General features: G+C 72.3%; 12 protein-coding genes and 1 pseudogene. 6 read left to right on the forward strand and 7 right to left on the reverse strand.

What is annotated here, in order from left to right; genetic code table 11:
• Positions 1-214: 214 nt before the first annotated feature.
• Both ACFYXM_RS20270 and ACFYXM_RS20275 read right to left on the reverse strand, forming a co-directional pair.
• Entirely contained in the window at positions 215-1,012 is a 798-nt protein-coding gene (locus ACFYXM_RS20270) for an ABC transporter ATP-binding protein (protein WP_389291269.1), read from the reverse strand.
• A 25-nt stretch (positions 1,013-1,037) separates the two neighbouring features.
• Complete coding sequence (locus ACFYXM_RS20275; protein WP_389291071.1) at positions 1,038-1,979, reverse strand: ABC transporter permease; 942 nt, start codon at positions 1,977-1,979, stop codon at positions 1,038-1,040.
• A 128-nt stretch (positions 1,980-2,107) separates the two neighbouring features.
• Between ACFYXM_RS20275 and ACFYXM_RS20280 the strand changes: the two genes are divergently transcribed.
• Entirely contained in the window at positions 2,108-2,731 is a 624-nt protein-coding gene (locus tag ACFYXM_RS20280; RefSeq protein WP_389291073.1) for a TetR/AcrR family transcriptional regulator, read from the forward strand.
• A gap of 130 nt (positions 2,732-2,861) precedes the next feature.
• On the opposite strand, the gene ACFYXM_RS20285 is transcribed toward ACFYXM_RS20280, so the two are convergent.
• Positions 2,862-6,572 (reverse strand): CDP-glycerol glycerophosphotransferase family protein, encoded by a 3,711-nt coding sequence (locus ACFYXM_RS20285; protein ID WP_389291074.1) that lies wholly within the window; start codon positions 6,570-6,572, stop codon positions 2,862-2,864.
• A gap of 101 nt (positions 6,573-6,673) precedes the next feature.
• Between ACFYXM_RS20285 and ACFYXM_RS20290 the strand changes: the two genes are divergently transcribed.
• From ACFYXM_RS20290 to ACFYXM_RS20310, 5 genes are all read left to right on the forward strand, one after another.
• On the forward strand, positions 6,674-7,126 hold the full coding sequence (locus tag ACFYXM_RS20290) for a glycosyltransferase family 2 protein (protein WP_389291075.1): 453 nt from the start codon (positions 6,674-6,676) through the stop codon (positions 7,124-7,126).
• Positions 7,127-7,231: 105 nt separating this feature from the next.
• On the forward strand, positions 7,232-11,026 hold the full coding sequence (locus ACFYXM_RS20295; protein ID WP_389291077.1) for a CDP-glycerol glycerophosphotransferase family protein: 3,795 nt from the start codon (positions 7,232-7,234) through the stop codon (positions 11,024-11,026).
• 144 nt (positions 11,027-11,170) lie between these two features.
• The gene (locus tag ACFYXM_RS20300; protein WP_389291079.1) at positions 11,171-12,382 is read left to right on the forward strand and encodes a hypothetical protein; all 1,212 of its coding nucleotides are present in this window, start codon (positions 11,171-11,173) and stop codon (positions 12,380-12,382) included.
• Positions 12,383-12,474: 92 nt separating this feature from the next.
• Positions 12,475-13,989: a methyltransferase domain-containing protein gene (locus ACFYXM_RS20305; RefSeq protein ID WP_389291081.1), complete on the forward strand. Its 1,515-nt coding sequence runs from the start codon at positions 12,475-12,477 to the stop codon at positions 13,987-13,989.
• A gap of 163 nt (positions 13,990-14,152) precedes the next feature.
• Positions 14,153-14,524 (forward strand): hypothetical protein, encoded by a 372-nt coding sequence (locus tag ACFYXM_RS20310; protein ID WP_242433902.1) that lies wholly within the window; start codon positions 14,153-14,155, stop codon positions 14,522-14,524.
• Here ACFYXM_RS20310 and ACFYXM_RS20315 read toward each other — a convergent pair.
• The 4 genes and pseudogenes from ACFYXM_RS20315 to ACFYXM_RS20330 all read right to left on the reverse strand — a co-directional run.
• Positions 14,496-14,810: pseudogene (locus ACFYXM_RS20315) on the reverse strand (CDP-glycerol glycerophosphotransferase family protein); the annotation flags it as partial. The gene ACFYXM_RS20310 and the pseudogene ACFYXM_RS20315 sit on opposite strands and share 29 nt — an antisense overlap.
• A gap of 66 nt (positions 14,811-14,876) precedes the next feature.
• Positions 14,877-15,776, reverse strand: coding sequence for a carbohydrate ABC transporter permease (locus ACFYXM_RS20320; protein ID WP_389291083.1), 900 nt, complete (start codon positions 15,774-15,776; stop codon positions 14,877-14,879).
• Complete coding sequence (locus tag ACFYXM_RS20325) at positions 15,773-17,227, reverse strand: carbohydrate ABC transporter permease (RefSeq protein WP_389291085.1); 1,455 nt, start codon at positions 17,225-17,227, stop codon at positions 15,773-15,775. The genes ACFYXM_RS20320 and ACFYXM_RS20325 overlap by 4 nt, the downstream gene beginning before the upstream one ends.
• 4 nt (positions 17,228-17,231) lie before the next feature.
• Positions 17,232-18,599, reverse strand: coding sequence for an ABC transporter substrate-binding protein (locus ACFYXM_RS20330; protein ID WP_389291087.1), 1,368 nt, complete (start codon positions 18,597-18,599; stop codon positions 17,232-17,234).
• Positions 18,600-18,652: the final 53 nt, after the last annotated feature.

Genomic DNA, 18,652 nt, shown 5'->3' on the forward strand with positions numbered 1-18,652 from the left:
CGCATACGTCCAGTATGCGGACGCCCCTCCGCCTTGCGATGCACCACATCCGACGCCGCGCGCTGGTCCACCACGGATTACGGGACAGCCCTTAGGCCGTGCTTCGAAAGTAGCGTCGTCCGCCCGAAGAGCGGGGCGGGCACTGGATCCCCAGTGCCCGCCCCGCCCTCGTCGTCGTTGTGCTCGTGGGGTGTCCGACGGCCCGACTGCCCGCTCATCTGCCGCCGGACGTGAACCTCTCGTACGCGGCCACGACCTCGTCCGCCGGACCGTCCATCCGCAGCGTCCCGGCCTCCAGCCAGATCGCCCGTTCACACGTCTCGGTGATCGACTTGTTGCTGTGGCTGACCAGGAAGACCGTCCCGGCCTCCTCGCGCAGCTCCACGATCCGTTCCTTGCTGCGCCGCTGGAACTTGGCGTCCCCGGTGGACAGCGCCTCGTCGATCAGGAGCACGTCGTGGCTCTTGGCCGCCGCGATCGAGAAGCGCAGCCGGGCGCCCATGCCGGAGGAGTACGTCCGCATCGGCAGCGTGATGAAGTCGCCCTTCTCGTTGATGCCGGAGAAGTCGACGATCTCCTGGTAGCGCTCGCGGACCTGGGCCCGGGACATGCCCATCGCGAGACCGCCGAGCACCACGTTGCGCTCCCCGGTCAGATCGCCCATCAGGGCCGCGTTCACGCCGAGCAACGAGGGCTGGCCCTGGGTGTACACCCGGCCCTTCGTCGCGGGCAGCAGCCCGGCGATCGCCTTCAGCAGCGTCGACTTGCCCGAGCCGTTGGAACCGATCAGGCCGATGGCCTCGCCCCGGTACGCGGCGAAGCTCACCCCCTTCACGGCGTGCACCTCGCGCACCCCGGGGGCCTGCCGGCGCGAGACGATCCGGCTGAGCGCCGAGGTCGCGCTGCCCCGCCCGGCACGGGCGCCGTTGACCTTGTACGTGATGTGCACGTCGTCCACGACGACGGTCGGCACGCGCTCGTCGTCGCCGCCGGCACCATTGCCGCCGCTGATACCGCCGCCGATGTTGCCGTTGTGGTCAGCCACGTCCGTACCGCTCCTCCGCCTGCCAGAAGTACAGGAATCCGCCGACGCCGCACACCAGCGCCCAGCCCGCCGCGATCGCCCAGACGTGCGGCGGCAGATGGGACGCGTCGAAGCTGTCGATGAGCGCGAACCGCATCAGGTCGATGAAGACGGCGGCCGGATTGCACTTCAGGGCCACCTCGACGATGTGCGGGACCCGGTCGCCCCTGAGCATCTGGTCCACGCTCCACATGACGCCGGAGGCGTACATCCAGGTGCGCAGGACGAACGGCACCAGCTGGGCGATGTCCGGGGTCCGGGCGGTGATCCGCGCCACCGCCATGGACACGCCGGTGTTGAACACGGACTGGAGGAACAGTGCCGGGATCGCCAGCAGCCAGGACGGCGTGGGGAACTGCCCGAACCCGATCAGGATCACTGCCAGCGCGGCCAGCGAGAACAGCAGCTGCTGAAGCTGCTGGAGGGCCAGCGCGATCGGCAGCGAGGCGCGCGGGAAGTGCAGCGCCCGGACGAGTCCGAGATTGCCGCTGATCGCGCGCGTCCCGGCGGTGATCGAGCTGCTGGTGAAGGTCCAGATGAACACGCCGGTGACGAGGAACGGCACGAAGTCCTCGACGTTGCGCTTGGTGTCCATCAGGACGCCGAAGATGAAGTAGTAGACCGTCGCGTTCAGCAGCGGGGTCATGATCTGCCAGATCTGACCGAGCTTCGCCTGGCTGTACTGGGCGGTCAGCTTGGCGGTGGCGAACGCCGTGATGAAGTGCCGCCGGTCCCACAACTGTCGGACGTAGGTGCCGAGCGAGGGCCGTGCCCCGCTCACGGCCAGGCCGTGCCGGGCGGCGAGCGCGGCCAGTTCGCCCGGAGCGTACGCAGGGAGGGACGCGGCGGCGGGGGTGTCGGCCGGGGCCGCTGGGGTCGTTGTCTGGCTCACCACGATCGCTTTCGACGGAGGGGGAATACGGGATCGGTCGATGGAACGGAACCGTATCGTCGCAACGCCGAGGGTAGGGCGCGTCGACGTCGCAACGCAACCGTTTCGTCGTGGCGGACTATGATTCGGCCATGACCACCGCTCCCGGAACCCGCCGCCGTGCCCCCGCCGGAGCCGCCGTGCTGCGCGAGGACGTCACCGACGCGATCCGCAGCGCGGTCTTCGAGGAACTGGCCGCGGTGGGGTTCGCCCGGATGTCGATCGAGGGCATCGCCCGGCGCGCGGGCGTCGGCAAGACCGCCGTCTACCGGCGCTGGAAGTCCAAGCTGGCCCTGGTGCTCGACCTGGTGTCCGCCATGGCCGTGCAGGGCATGCCGGCCCCGGCCACCGGTTCGCTGCACGGGGACGTGCGTGCCGTGCTGGAGCTCGCCTCCTACGCACTGCGGCATCCGGTCGCCTCGCAGGTCATCCCGGACCTGCTGGTCGAGGCGGTCCGCAATCCGGAGATCGCCGACACCATCAAGGCCGCTCTGCTGGATCCGCAGCAGGGCATCGCCGCCGTGGTCGTGCGCGACGCGGTGGCGCGCGGCGAACTGCCCGAGGGCAGCGATCCGGACCGGGCCCTGGACCTGATCGTCGGCCCGCTCTACTGGCGGCTCGCCGTCGTCCGTACCCCGTTGCCCAAGGGCTACCTCGACGACCTGGCGGCCTCGGCGGTCGCGGCGCTCAGGGCGGGCGGCGCGGGCACGTCGTGAGGCCCCAAGGCGCGCCCGGTGCGCCCGGTGCGGGCCCTCGGAATCAAGGCGCGCCCGGCGCGTACGGCACACACGGCGTGAGGATTCGAGGCGCACGCCGCACGGCGCGCGGCCGGGCGGGGCTGAACGCCTACCCCGCGGCCAGCAGCCGGTCCGCGACGCGCGAGGCGGCCCGGCCGTCGTCCAGGTCGCAGAAGTCCCTGCGGAAGCTCTCGTACGCCGCCGCGTACCGGGCGACCGAGGCGGCCAGGTTGCCGGGATCGCGCAGTACCCCGGCGATGTCGTCGGTGCGGGGGAGCAGCGGGCCCGGCGCCCGGGTCTCGAAGTCCAGGCAGAAGCCGCGCACCGTGTCGCGGTAGTGGGCCAGGTCGTAGGTGTGGAAGAGCATCGGGCGGCCGGTGTGCGCGAAGTCGAACATCACCCCCGAGTAGTCCGTCACCAGCACGTCGGCGATCAGCAGCAGCTCCGCGACGTCCGGGTGCGCCGACACGTCGCGCACGCCGTGCTCCTCGGGCACGGTCCCGGTCACCCGCGGGTGGCGCCGCACCAGCACGGTATGGCCGTCGCCCAGGGAACGGGACAGGGCCGGCAGGTCGAGGGCCGGGTCCCAGCGGTAGCGGGGATGGTCGCCGTCGGTGCCGGACGGGTGGGCGAGATGATCGCGGTAGGTCGGCGCGTACAGCACGACACGGCGGCCGTCCGGGATGCCGAGCCGATGACGCAGCCGCTCGGAGGTCTTGGCCCGGTCCGTGGCGAAGAGCAGGTCGTTGGCCGGTGACCCCGCCTCCAGGACCTCGCCGTCGTAGCCGAGCGCGCGGCGCAGCAGTGAGGTCGAGCGGCGGCTGGGGGAGACCAGGACGGACCACTGGGCGGCCCGGCGCGGCAGCGAGGCCAGCAGGTGGTGGTCGGCGTACAGGGTGCCGCCCAGGTCTGTGCCGAAGCGGCCGAGCGGGGTGCCGTGCCAGGTCTGTACGACGGTCTGGCCGGGCCGCCGTTCGAACCACTCGGGCAGCTGCCCCGCGGTGACGATCCGGCGGGACCGGGCCAGCGCCTCGTACCAGGCGGCACTGTGCTCGACGACCGGGACGGCGGCGGGCGGGAGCGGGCCGTGGAGCCCGTCGGTCACCCAGAGGTGCTCCGCCTCCACGCCCCGGCGCACCAGTTCGGCGTGCACGGCGCGCGGTCCGCCGCCGCCCGCGCTACCGCCCGTGTAGAGGACGGCATCCCGCAGCGGGAGCGTGCGCCGCGACGGGTAGTGCGTGCCGCGCAGTTCCGCCCGGCGGTACGCGCCCCGCTCGGTGGCACGGAGGATCGGGCCCGCCCGCAGCGCCAGCCGGTCCCCGAACCGGCGCTCCAGGGCGAACTCCCGGTCGGGCGCGGGGGCCGCCGGGTCCGTGCCGTGCCGGGGCAGCGGCAGCCGGGCGCCGAGTGCGGCCAGGACCCGGACCGGACGGCCGCCCAGATACGCGTCCCAGTGGCCCTCGTGCAGCCCCGCCGCCACCGACGGCGCCAGGAACGCGGTGAAGCGGCGCCCCTCGTACGCGCCTGCATCCGCCTCCTCGTACGAATCGGCGTACGCCCCTTTGCGTGAGCCTCCGTACGAGGCAGCGTGCGCCCCCACGTGCGCACCGGCGTACGTTCCGGAGCCCGCTCCCTCATGCGCCCCGGCGCCCGGCTTTCCGTGCAGGGCCGCTCGCGCACCGGCGCCCGGTTCTTCGTACGCGCCCGCCCCCGCGCGCAGCGGCGCGTGGGTGACGGGGACCGTCACGGTCTCGCGCAGTGTCTCGTGCCGCAGGACCAGGCGGGCCGGCCCCTCCGCCTGCCGCAGGTGCGTTCCGGCCCCGGTCACCCCCGCGACCCGCAGAGCCCCTTCCGCCGTCCAGACGGCCGCGTCCACGAACGGCTGTCCGCTCAGGTCCAGCACCAACTCGCCCGCCGCGTCCGCCACCACCGGCGGAGCCGTCTCCGGGGCGGCGGCCAGCGGCACTCGGGAGCCGTCCGCCAGCACCAGCCGCGCCCGCCACCGCCCGCCGGGCTCCCGCTCCACCTCGGGCGGCGCCCGGTGCGGGACCGGTGGCGCGGACGCCATCCCGGCGAGGTCGGCCAGCGGGATCCGTACCGTGAACCGGCCGTCCGCCCGGCACTCGACCGGGTGGCCGAACTCCTGGTCCGGCACTCCGTCACAGGTCAGCACCATCGCCTTGGGGCGTGCGCCCGCGTACAGCCGACCGGTCAGCTCCAACGTGCCCTCGCCGCGACGGCCGTTCTCGCCGAAGCGCCGGTCCTCGCACCGGGCCGGGAGCCGCGCCAGGCTCAGCCGAAGCCGCCCTCCCCGGTGGTCGAGCACCGCCCGCAGCCCGTCGCCCAGGTCGTGGACGAGCGGCTGGACCGCCCCAGCCTCCGCCGTGCGCACGGCCACCCGGCGGACCGTGCCGTGCGCGGCCACCATGACGCCCACCAGCCATTCACCGGACCGCAGCCGGCGCGGATCGAGGGTCAGCTCGAACCCGGAGTTCTCGTAACTGTGGATCTCCTGACCGGAGTTGATGGTCGCCTCGGGCGACGGAACGTTTCGCACCGGTACCGTGCGCAGCTGTCGGCCGTGGACCGCGCGCACCATGCCCATCTTCAGCGAGTGGCGCGGCGAGGCGACCGGGAGGTTGCGGACGTACGCGTAACCGCGCAGCCGCAGCTTCCCGTCGTAGCTCCACCGGGCCTCCGACAGCCGTGCCACGGCCGGGAGGTCGGCGCGTGCCAGGCGGACGACATCCGGCAGACCGGGAAGACCGGCCTGCCGCAGCCCCGGCACTCCGCCGACCAGGAAGGTCCCCGCCCCGTTGGCCCGTTCGAAGGCGAGCACGGACAGCAGATCGGCGAGTCGGCGCTCCCGCACCAGTCCCCACTTGAGCCGCAGTTCCGCGGGCAGTTCCTGGATCGCGTCCCGGCCCGGCGCGTCCAAGTGCTCCATCCGGTCCAGGAACGCGCCGGCGCCCGCCATGAACGCCTTCCGGTACTCGGGCCCGCCCCGCGCGAGCCCCTCCAGGAAGTACACGAGGTCGTCGCGCAGGCACGACAGGTCGTAACGCCGTCGCGCACCCGCGTTCGCCATCCCGCCCAGGCCCGCCAGGAACGCGCTGACCTGCTCGCACGCCGCGATCCGGTCCCGTGCGCCCCGCGCGTCCGTACGCCGCCGGGTGATCGACCCCTCCCGCACCCGCCAGTAGTAGACGTGCTCGTGCAGCACGTCGACCGCGCCCGCGAGGTAGTGCGCCGGGATCATCACGGGCGCGTCCTCGCAGAGCCTCCCCTCCGGGAAAGCGAAGGAATGACGGTCCCAGAAGGAGCGCCGGAAAACCTTGTTCCACGCGACCCGGTCGGTGAGCAGCCGTGGCTCGCGGCTGATGTGGGCGCGCGTCCGGGTGGCGGTCAGCCAGCGGTACTGCCATGCCTGCTGCCGCCCCCGCTCGTCCAGCCGCCACACATTGCCGGTGGCGAAGTCGGAGCCGGTCGTCTCCAGCGAGGCGAGCATCCGCTGGAAGGCGTCGTGGACGACGACGTCGTCGCTGTCGACGAACGCGAGGTACGGCACGTCCGGCGAGGTGTGCCGTACACCCGCGTTGCGGGCCGCGCTCAGCCCGGCGTTGTCCCGGCGCACATAGCGGAAGCGGTGGTCCCGGGCGGCGTAGCCCCGGGCGATGTCCGTGCTGCGGTCCGTCGAACCGTCGTCGACGAGGACCACTTCGATGTCGGAGACCGTCTGTCCGGCCACCGACCGCAGGCAGTCCTCCAGACAGTCCTCGACGTTGTGGACCGGGACGACGACACTGAGGCGCGGCTTCATGCCCGGACAACCGGGGCGGACGCGCACGGTCACCGACACTGCCCCGAACGGGTGAACACGCGGTACGGCGGACGGCGGACGCCCGGCTCCTCTCGGCTGCCATGCTCCTCAGCGTCGCCGCGCCCGTCCACCGCGCCCAGGGACATCTCAGGGCGACCCTGGAATCCGTGCTCGGCCAGGGCGTCGACGGTCCGGAGCCGCTCGTCGTCGACGACGGGCCGCGGGACGGCAGCGCCCGGATCGCCGCCGAGTTCGCGGCCCGCGACCCGCGGGTCGGGACGGGCGCACTACTTCTACGGGCGCACTACTTCTACGGGCGCGCGGCGCGCGGCCGGGCGGAGCACGTGACAGTGCATCCGTCCGTCGAGGGAGCGGGCTCCCGACGCCCTGCGGCTCCGCCTCCCGCGCTGTCGTCGGTCACCGACGCTCCTTCCCCCGAGCTCCCAGCTGCTTTCGAGCAGGGGAGGCCCCATCGGCCTCCCTCCTCCGCCCTGGATGCGAAGCCGCACGACGCCGCTCGCTGTTCCACCCCCCTGTTGTTCCCCAGGTCGTAAGCATGGCGTTGCCGACGTCACCCGTTCGGGAGAGACCACGACCGGTGACCCCCGGCCGCCCACGAGGTTGAGCCGTACGCACAGTCAGGCCCCCGATGAACGGACGTGCCCACCATGCCGCCACGGCTCAGTGTCGTCGTACCCGTCCACAACGTCGAGTTCTACCTGACGGACTGTCTGAGATCCCTCGCGGAACAGACGATGACCGACCTGGAAGTGGTGATCGTCGACGACGGGTCCACGGACGGCAGCGCGGACCTGGCCACCGGGTTCGCCGCCCGCGACCGCCGCTTCCGGCTCGTCAGCCAGGCCAACGGCGGCCTCGGCCACGCCCGCAACACCGGGGTGCGTCACTGCGACCCGGGCGCCCGCCACCTCGCCTTCGTCGACAGCGACGACGTGGTCCCGCCCCGCGCGTACGAACTCCTCCTCGGAACCCTGGACGAGACCGGTTCCGACTTCGCTTCCGGCAACGTGCTGCGGCTGCGCCTCTCCGGGAGGCTCCAGCAGTCGCCCAACCTCCGCAGGCCGATGGCGACGACCCGGCTGCGCACCCACATCTCCCGCGACTGGGGCCTCACCGCCGACCGGATCGCCTGCAACAAGGTCTTCCGCCGCTCCTTCTGGGACGAGCACGCCTTCGCCTTCCCGGTCGGCGCGCTCTACGAGGACATCCCGGTCGTCCTGCCCGCCCACTTCCTGGCCCGGTCCGTCGATGTCCTGAGGGACACGGTCTACCACTGGCGCGAACGGGCGGGTTCGATCACCTCCCGTCGCGCCGTCGTCCGGGGCGTCCAGGACCGCGTCTCGCACGTCCTGGGCGTCTCCGCCTTCCTCGACGAGTACCGCGGCGCCGCCGACAAACGACGGTACGAGGAGCACGTCCTCGCCAATGACCTCCGGTACTTCATGGAGGCGCTGCCCGACGGCGACGAGGACTACCGGCGCGCCTTCCTCACGTACGCCAACGAGTTCACGGACCAGGTCGACCCCGCCGTCCTGGACGCGTTGCCGGTGCGTCTGCGGCTGATGTGGCATCTCGTACGCGAGCGCCGGACCGACGAACTGCTGGCGCTGCTCGCCCACGACAAGGCAGAACCGGGCGCGTTCGCGGTACGGGGCACGCGGCGGCGCACCGCCTCCTTCCCGGTGCTCACCGGCCCCGTCCCGCGCCCCGTGCTCAAGGTCGCTGAACGGGACCTGCCGCTCACCGCCCGGCTGCGGGACGCGCGGTGGCGGGACGGCAGGCTGCATCTGTCCGGGTACGCGTACATCCGGAACCTGCCCGCCACCTCGGGCGTCAGCGAGTTCCGGACCGGCTGGCTGCGCGCCGGGCGCCGCCACCTGGTGCCGTTGCGGCTGCGCACCGTCGTCGATCCCGAGGCCACCGCGCGGTCGGGGCAGAGCCTGCACGACTACGACCGCTCCGGTTTCGAGACGGTCATCGACCCGGCCCGGCTCCGCATCGACGCGCGCCGCGGGCCCGCACGCCTCGTCTGGCGCCTGGAGATCGGCATCGCCGGGCACGGCATGCTGCGCCGTTCCGCCCTCTCGACGAACGAGGCGGCCACCCCGCCACCCGTGCACCGGCCCGACGGCGACCACCGCATCGTGCCCGACTTCGACGACGGCACGCTGGTGCTGCACGCCGAACGGATCGACTCCCGCTTCGAGTCCCACCGGGCGGGCGGGCCGGTAGGTACGGCAGGCCCGGATGACACGGACGGCCCGGATGACACGGACGGCGCACGCACCGCCCACGTCACGCCCGGCGCACACACTGCACTGGTCGCGCCCGGCGCCCACGGCGCCCACGGCGCCCACGGCGCGGACGGGCCGGGCGACAGCGTGGTGATCGACGGCATGGTCCGCGCCCGGCTTGCCGTGGGACCCCTGCGCCTCTCCCTCACCCACCTCCCCTCCGGGGCGTCCTTCGACCGCCCGGTCACGGTCCACGAGAGTGCCGGATCCGCGTCGTCCGGCTGGCGCCGCTTCACCGCGGCCGTGCCGCTCGACGCCTTCGCCGCGGCCCGCGCCGCCGCCCGGGCGGGCGCGGGGGAGGGGGCGCCGCCCGCGCAGATCGCGTACAGCGTGCATCTCGTCGGCCCGGACGGGCGGCGCACGCCGATCGACGTACCGGGGCCGGTGCTTCCGGGCCGCTACCCGCTGGACGGGAACGGGACCGACGAGGGGGAGGACGGGAACGGGGGCACGGCGGGCGTGGCCTCACCGCGTGAACTCGGCCTCACCGCGAGCGCGCGCGGCAACCTGCTGATCACCGACCGCACCGTCCAGCCCGCCGTCGACCTCGCGGCCTGGACCGACGACGGACGGCTCGTCCTGGAGGGCTCCTTCCCGGGCCGCTCCGGGCGCCCCGCCGTGCTCGTGGCCCGGCACAGCGGCCACGACGAGGAGGCCGTCCTCCCCGTCGCGTTCTCCGGGATCGGCGGGGCCCGGCGGTTCCGGGCCGCGTTCCGGCCGGACGCCGTCGACGGGCCCGGCGGACCACTGCCGCTGGGGCAGGGCCGCTGGTACCTCTTCCTGCGCGAGCCCGGCGCGGTCGGCGGCGTGGAGGGCGGCGCGTACGAGACCCCGTTGCGCATCCCGGCCGCCGCCCATCGCACCCTGCCCGCCGCCCGCACCCTCGGCGGACGCGTGTACGTCGTCGAACGGCGCCACCACGACCAGTTGCTGATCGACTCCGCGCCGGTGCTCCCGGCCGCCGAACGCGGGCCGCGCGGCACGCGGCTGCTGCGCGGGACGTACCGGAGCCGGCGCACCGCGCCCGTCCGCGACAGCGTCCTGTACAGCAGCTTCGACGGCCGTCAGTACTCCGACTCGCCGCGCGCCGTCCACGAGGAACTGGTGCGCCGGGGCGTCGAGTTCGAGCACCTGTGGGTGGTGCGCGACCAGCAGGCGCGCGTCCCGGCCGGTGTCACCGCCGTCGAGCACGGTTCGGCCGCCTGGCACGAGGCGCTGGCGACCAGCCGTCACATCGTCACCAACACCCAGCTCCCCGAGTGGTTCGAACGGCGCGACGACCAGTTCGTCGTCCAGACCTGGCACGGCACTCCGCTCAAGCGCATCGGCCTGGACCTCGCGGGCACCGCGCAGGCCGACGCCGCCTGCATCGCGACCATCGAGCGGCGCGCCCGCCAATGGAGCGTCCTGGTCTCCCCGAACGGCTTCTCCACCCCGGTCCTGCGGCGCTCGTTCGGCTACCGGGGCGAGGTCCTGGAGTGTGGCTACCCCCGCAACGACCTGTTCCACGCCCCGGACCGGGCCAAGGTCGCCGCGGCCCTCCGCGAACGCCTGGGCATCCCCGAAGGCCGACGCGTCGTGCTCTACGCGCCGACCTGGCGCGACGACCAGCCGCGCGGCGGCGGCCGGTACGCCCTCGGCCTGCGCCTCGACCTGGCAGCCGCCGAGCGCGAACTCGGAGCCGACACCGTGCTGCTGGTGCGCCGTCACCACCTGGTCGCCGACCGGCTGCCGGACAGCGGCAGCGGCTTCGTCCGCGACGTCTCGCGCCACCCGGACGCCGGCGAACTGATGCTGATCAGCGACGCCCTGGTCACCGACTACTCCTCGCTGATGTTCGACTTCGCCCTGACCGGCCGCCCGATGCTGTTCCACACCCACGACCTGGCGCACTACCGCGACACCCTGCGCGGCTTCTGCTTCGACTTCGAGGCGCGCGCCCCCGGCCCGCTGATCCCCGGCGCCGCCGGACTCGTCGAGGCGCTGCGCGATCCGGAGCGCGCCACCAGGGGGCACGCGCGGGCGTACGAGGCGTTCCGCCGGGACTTCTGCGACCTGGAGTGCGGGCACGCGGCGGCGGACGTGGCCGACCGCATGCTCCGGGGACCCGAAGGCATTCCGCCCGAGTCGTTCGAATGATGGGGGAATACGGACGCCCGTACGACCCCGCAGGGAATCGGCGTGGCGATCCGCTCACCGGGAAGCAGCGTTGTGTCGCTCAGCGTCCACGGGTTGCTACGTTCTGCTTTCATGGGTATCCGAATGCGGTGCGAAAACTGGAGCGTGCGACGAGCGAGAACGGTCGTGCTCGTCGCCGCCGCCGTGGGTCTTCTCACCCGAATGCTGATCGCGGCCAACAAACCCGGACCGGCCGACGTGCACATCTTTCGTGGTTTCGCCGTGGCCGTCGCGCGGTACGGCCCCATTCGGATCTACGAACAACCGCTTCCGGGGCTGCCCGTCTACAACCATCCGCCCCTGGCCGGGTGGATGCTGCTCGGTCTGAACGAACTCTCCGAACTCGGAATCCCGTTCGGAAGTCTGATCAGGGCGCCCGCCTCGATCGCCGATTTCTGCTGCGCGCTCCTCGTCTTCGAAATCGTGCGCCGGCGGCGCTCCTCGGGCGCGGCGGTCGCCTGCGGGGTGGGCGTCGCCCTCAGCCCCGTACTGATCGCCACCTCCGGCTACCACGGCAACACCGACGCGGTCGCGATCACCTTCGCCCTGGCCGCCGCCCACCTCCTCGTGGACCGGAAGGCACCGTTGGCCGCGGGGCTGGCCGCGGCGCTCTCGATCAGCGTCAAGTTCATCCCCGTGGTGACGCTCCCGGCGCTGTTCGTCGTCGCGCTGCGGGCGGGCCGCCCGGCCCTCCTCCGCTTCACCGCCGCCTTCACGGCCCTGATCGCCCTCGTCTGGGGGCCGGTTCTGGCGACCGTGCCGCAGCACCTCGAGGAGAACGTCCTGGAGTACGCGGGCGGCGACCACCGCCTCTGGGGCATCGTCCGGTTCGCCGACCTGGCCGGGCTGCCGGACTCGTTCATCACCTTCGTCCAGGGCGACGGGCACTTCCTGTTCGTGCTGGCCTGCGTGGCGGCCGGGGTGTGGCTGGCCCTGCTGCGGCCCGCGCAACTGCCCGTCGTCGTCGCCTTCACGATGGGGCTGCTGCTGCTCCTGTCCACCGCGTCCGCCCTCCAGTACCTGACCTGGGCGGCGGCCGGTCTCTTCGTCATCGGCTTCTGGGAGGGCGCCGCGTACAGCTGCCTGCTCGGCCTGACCGCGCTCCTCGGCTACATGGGGCGTTCCGCCGTGCGCTGGAGCGAGACCGTGATGCACCTGGGGGAGGCGGGCTGGGCCGTCCTCGCCGTCGGCCTCGCCTGCGGGGTCCGCGCGATCCTCGCCGCGACGCCGTCCGCGCCCGCCCCGCCGTGCGCCGCCGGGCCCGCCCCCCTCACCGCCCCCCGCGCCTCGCGGCCCGCCGGTTCCCCCCTCAGGTGACCACCACCGGGCCCCGGGCCCCGCCCCACCGGGCGGACACCGGGTTCCCGGCCCCGAGCAACCGAGCACCGAGCACAACTGGAGAACGTTCCGTGAAGGAAAGCCCGAGCCCCAGGATCGGCATCCTGGTGGTCGCGTACAACGCCGAGACGACGCTGGAGAGGACCCTCGACCGCATCCCGCAGGACTTCCGGTCCAAGGTCGCCGAGATCCTCATTCTCGACGACGCGAGCCATGACGCGACCTTCACCGCGGGCTGTCGCTGGTCGCAGACGGAGGGAATGCCGCGGACCGTCGTCATGCGGCACACGAAGAACCTCGGATACGGCGGGAACCAGAAGGCCGGTTACGCCCTGGCAGCCGCCCACGGACTCGACATCGTCGTACTGCTGCACGGCGACGGGCAGTACGCCCCCGAATTCCTGCCCGAGATGGTCGCGCCGATCGAACGCGGCGAATGCGAGGCCGTCTTCGGTTCGCGGATGATGAAATCCGGATCCGCCCTCAAGGGCGGCATGCCGATGTACAAATGGCTCGGCAACCGTATTCTCACGCGGGCGGAGAACCGCCTACTCGGCTCGCGGCTCACCGAATTCCACTCCGGATACCGCGCCTACAGTGTCGCCGCGCTGGGGAAACTGCCGATCGACCGGAACACCGACGCGTTCGATTTCGACACGCAGATCATCGTCCAACTGCTCGACGCCGGAATGCGGATCAAGGAGATCCCCGTCCCCACCTACTACGGCGACGAGATCTGCTACGTCAACGGCATGAAATACGCGAAGGACGTCATCAAGGATGTCCTCGAATACCGGCTCGCCGTCAAGGGATTCGGTACCTGCCCCTGGATCCCCAAGCCCGTCGAGTACGCGTTCAAGGAGGGCGACGGCTCCTCGCACGCCGTCATCCTGGAACGGATGCGCGGGCTGCCGCCCGGCCGGGTCCTCGATCTCGGCTGCTCCGGAGGGCTGTTCGCGCAGCGCCTCGAAGCCCTCGGCCACGAGGTGACGGGTGTCGACTACGTCGAGGTCCCCGGCGTGCGCGAGAAGTGCACCCACTTCCACCTCGCCGACCTGGAGACGGGACTCCCCCCGGAGGCGGGCACCGGCTACGACTACGTGGTCGCCGGCGACGTCATCGAGCACCTCTCCCGGCCCGAACGGGTCCTCGCCGAGGTCGCGACCGTGCTGCGGCCCGGCGGCCATGTGCTGCTCTCCGTACCGAACTTCAGCCACTGGTACTCCCGGCTGCGGGTCGCGCTCGGGGTCTTCGACTACGACCGGCGCGGCATCCTCGACGAGACCCATCTGCGCTTCTTCACCCGGGCCAGCCTGCGCCGCACCGTCCGCGGCGCCGGGTACGACGTCCTCGACCTCACGTCCACCGGGGCGCCGTTCTGGGCGCTGCTCGGCGGCGGGCCGCTCCCCGCGGTCCTCGGCGGGCTGTCGAAGCTGCTCACCCGGATCCGGCCGACGCTGTTCGGCTATCAGCACGTCGCCCTGCTCACCCCGCACGCGGCCGAGACGATCATCGCTGGAGAGCACGTCGATGTACAGGACATCCTCAACCGACAGTACGTACCCGCCGACCGGGTCGGCGTCTGAGACGCGCGGGCCGGTGACCGGGGCGGCCCGCCCGGCGCAGGAAGCGGTCGCACCGGATGCGGCCGTACCGGAAGCTGCCGGGTCCGTGTCCGAGGCCACCGTCCCCCGCCCCACCCCCGCCCCGGAGGCCGGGACGCCGGCCACCGCAGTCAGGAGCAAGACCTTGACCGTCCCCAGTCTGATGCTGCTGCTGTTCGCCGTGTTCTCGTCGGCGGGCGGCCAGATCATGCTCAAGCACGGGATGAAGGGGGCCGCTGCCGCCGCGCACGGCGGCGGATCCGTCGTCCTGCGCGCCGCGACCAGCCCCTGGGTCGTCCTCGGCCTGCTGGTCTTCGCGGTGTCCGCCGTCGCCTGGATGACCACCCTGGCGACGGTGCCGCTGTCCATCGCCTACCCGTTCAACGCGCTCGGCTACCTGCTGATCGTGCTGGCCGGGGCGACCGTGCTGCACGAGCGGACCTCGCTGTGGACCTGGGGCGGCTCGCTGCTCGTGGTCGTCGGCCTGATCACGGTGATGGCGGGCCAGCGACGCTGACCGCGTCGCCGGACGGGTTCCGTTCCGGGAGGGCCCGTCCGGCGACCGGCTCCGCCGCCTCGCCCAGCAGCACCCGGCGCACCACCCGCTCGGCGGCGCGCCCGTCGTCGTACGGGCAGAACCGGGCCCGGAACGCGGCCCGCAGCTCCTCGTTCGCCGGGCGGCACCGGCTGCCGTCGAGGAAGATCCGGATCGGTTCGCCGGTGTTCGTGGAGACCGCCCCCGGGGTGTCGCCGGGTCTGCCGGACAGCAGGCGTACCGTGTCGCCGCCGCTTCGCCGGTACGTCACCCGCGCCCGCGCCGCCGCCTCACCGCGCGCGTGCCGTCGTCAGCCGTACGCGTGCCGTCGTCGCTACTTCACCGCGCCCGCCATCACACCGGAGACGAACTGGCGCTGGAAGGCGAAGAACACGGCCAGGGGGATGACCATCGACACGAAGGCACCGGGCGCCAGCACGTCGATGTTGTTGCCGAACTGCCGCACCTGCTGCTGGAGCGCCACCGTGATCGGCGGCGAACCGGAGTCCGCGAAGATCAGTGCGACCAGCATGTCGTTCCACACCCAGAGGAACTGGAAGATGCCGAGCGAGGCGATCGCCGGACCGCCCAGCGGCATCACGACCCGGGTGAACAGCCGGATCTCGCCCGCCCCGTCGAGCCGTGCCGCCTCCAGCAGCTCCCTCGGGATCTCCGCGAAGAAGTTCCGCAGCAGGAAGATCGCGAAGGGCAGGCCGAAGGCGGTGTGGAAGAGCACCACGCCGAGCGTCGTCTCGAAGATCCCGATCGCGCCGAAGAGCTTCGAGACCGGTACGAGGGCGACCTGCACCGGCACCACCAGCAGCCCCACCACGACCAGGAACCACCAGTCGCGGCCGGGGAAGTCCATCCAGGCGAAGGCGTATCCGGCCAGCGAGCCGAGCACGACGACGAGAACGGTCGCCGGAACGGTGATCAGGACCGTGCTCAGGATGGAGTGGGTGATCGTCGAGTTGTCCAGCAGCCGGGCGTAGTTGTCGAAGGTGATCTGCGACGGGGCGGTGAAGACCTTCCACCAGCCGTCGGCGGCGATGTCGTCCGCACCACGCAGCGAGGAGAGCAGCAGCCCGACGGTCGGCATCAGCCAGAACAGGCCCACCAGGACGAGGAAGACGCGCATCGCGCCGCCCCCGGCGCGGGCCGCGACGCGGGCGGCGAGGGACCGCTCGGCCCGCACCGGCCCGGCCTCGGCGGACGTGGTCGAGGCGGGCGTCATCGGCGCCCCTCCTTCCGGATGCGGCGGATGTTGACGTACATCACCGGGAGCACCAGCAGCAGCAGGAGCACGGCGATGGCGCTGCCGATGCCGAGGTCCGCCTCCGTGCCGAACGAGGAGCGGTAGAGCTGGAGCGCCAGCACGTTCGCGTCCGCCAGCGAGGAGCCCGGCGCGATGATGAAGACCAGGTCGAAGACCTTCAGGACGTTGATCATCAGTGTGACCAGCACCACCGAGAGGACCGGAGCGAGCATCGGCACCGTGATCCGGCGGAACACCTGCCACTCGTTCGCGCCGTCCACCCGGGCCGCTTCGAGGAGTTCACGCGGCAGGCCGGCCAGGCCGGCGGCGATCAGCACCATCGCGAACCCGGCCCACATCCATATGTAGGAGCCGATGATCGCCGGGGTGACGAGGGTCGGGCCGAGCCATTCGACCCCGTTGTACGGCTCCCTGAAGTTCGATGCGGGCAGCCGGAGCCCGGCGCCGTCGGCGGAGGCGGGCAGGGTGAACACCCCGTCCGCGCCGGCCTTCGCGGAGGCCACCACCTTGCCGTCCTTGACCGCCTGGACCTCGATGCCCCGAAGCCCCAGCTCCTTGGCGTCGATGACGTTCGGCCGTCCGCCGCCGCCCTTGGTGAAGTCGAGCCACGCGGTGCCCGTGACCTTCCCGGGCTCCGCCTTCGCGGCGCTCGCGGGTTCCGCGTCCGACGGCATCTTCGCCGGGGCCACGCCGACCAGCGGCAGGCGCACCGTCTCCCCGGCCCGTACCGGCGCCTTGGTGACGAACGAGCCGCCGCCGCCCGGCTTCAGCGGGTGGACCGGCAGCGGATGCGCGTTCGGGTAGCCGGCCGACTCGGCGAAGGTGTCGTGCACCCCCACCCAGACGGCGTTGGCGACCCCGCGCTCCGGGGCCTGGTCGTACACCAGCCGGAAGATGATCCCGGCGGCGAGCATCGAGATCGCCATCGGCATGAAGACGACCAGCTTGAACGCGGTGCCCCAGCGGATCCGCTCGGTCAGCACCGCGAAGATCAGCCCGAGGGCCGTGGCGACGGTCGGCGCGAACACGACCCAGATCGCGTTGTTCCTGATCGCCGTACGGATCGTCTCGTCCGTGAACAGTGCCTTGTAGTTGTCGAGTCCGGCGAATCCCGTGCCCGCCTGGTCGAGGAACGACCGGTGGACGGAGTATCCGATGGGATAGACCACGAGCGCGCCGAGCAGCACCAGAGCCGGTGCCAGGAAGAGCGCGGCGACGACCCGGCGGGTGCCGGTCACACCCCGGGGGCGGCGTCCCGGGGAGCCGGACGGGGCGCCGTCGGGGGCGGGCGCCGGACCCGCGCCCCGGCCGCCGGACGGCTTTCGGCGGGCGGGCATCGACGGGCGCGCGGACGAATGCGTGTCGGCGGGGGGCACCTCGTCGGCGCCCCCCGCTGCGGCTGTCGTCATCGCGTCAGCTCTTGTACGCGCCGGCCGCGTCGGACTCCAGTCTCGCCTGGGTCCCCGCGATGTCCTTCGGGTTCTTCAGGAAGTCCTGGAGGGTCTTCCACTCACCCTTCCCGGGCGTCCCGCCGAACGACTGCGGGGCCTGGTCGGACATGTCGAACCGGACCGCGTCGCCCGCCGCGACCAGTGCCTTCGCCATGGTGCGCTGCACCTCGTTCGGGTACGCGGCGGCGTCCAGTGCCTTGTTCGGCGAGATGAAGCCGCCCTGCTCGGCCATGATCTTCGCCGCGTCGACCGAGCCCAGCCAGGTCAGCAGGGCCTGCGCGCCCTTGCCGTCCTTGAGGGCGACCGCCGCGTCGCCCCCCGTCACCACGGGGGACTCGGCGCCGACGGCCGGGAACGGGAACACCTTCGCGTCGGTCCCGATCTTCGCCTTCGTCTGCGCGATGTTGACGCCCACGAAGTCGCCCTCGAAGACCATCGCCGCCTTGGGCTGGTCACCACCGGTGAAGGTCTGGGTGACCGAGGCGGGGAACTCCGTCTGGAGCGCGCCGTCGGCGCCGCCCGCGATCAGCGACGGCTTGCCGAACAGCTCGGCGAGGGTGGTCAGGGCGTTCTTGACGGACGGGTCCGTCCACTTGATCTCGTGCTTGGCCAGCTGGTCGTACTTCTCCGGGCCCGCCTGGGAGAGGTAGACGTTCTCGAACCAGTCGGTGAGGGTCCAGCCGTCCGCGCCGCCGACCGAGACCGGGGCGACGCCCGAGGCGGAGACCGTCTCGGCGGTCGCGAGGAAGTCCTTCCAGGTCTTCGGCTCGGACGCGCCCGCGTTCTCGAACGCCTTGGCGTTGTACCAGATCAGGGACTTGTTGGCGGCCTTGAAGTACACCGCGTACTGGGTGCCGTCCACCGTGCCGAGGTCCTGCCAGACCTTGGCGTAGTTCTTGGTCAGCTGGGCCCGGGCCTCGGCCCCGACCGGCTTCGCCCACTTCTTCTCGGCGGCCTGCTGGATCGCGCCGACCTGCGGGATCATCGCGACGTCCGGCGGCTGACCGCCCGCGATCTTCGTACCGAGGAAGTTGATGATCGGATCCTGCGCCGGGACGAAGGTGACCGTCGCCCCCGTGCGCTTCTCGAACTCCTTGAGCACCTTGACGAAGTTGGCCTGCTCCGCCCCCGTCCAGACCGCCGCGACCGAGAGCTTCTCGCCGTCCAGCTTCGGCAGGGCCAAGCCCGACGAGCTTTCCCCGCCGCTTCCGGAGTCCGGGCCGGACTTTCCTTTTCCGCTGTCGTCGTTGCCGCCGCAACCGGTGAGGGCCAGTGCGCCGATGGCGGTGAACACCACGGCGGCTCTGCTGATCCGATGGGTCGTGCGCATAGCTTCCCCGTCTCTCACGTCGTCGTGTGCGCACAGTCCTACGCCGGGACCAC

Origin of the sequence: Streptomyces sp. NPDC002476, from assembly GCF_042889785.1 — a bacterium.
Taxonomy (GTDB): domain Bacteria; phylum Actinomycetota; class Actinomycetes; order Streptomycetales; family Streptomycetaceae; genus Streptomyces.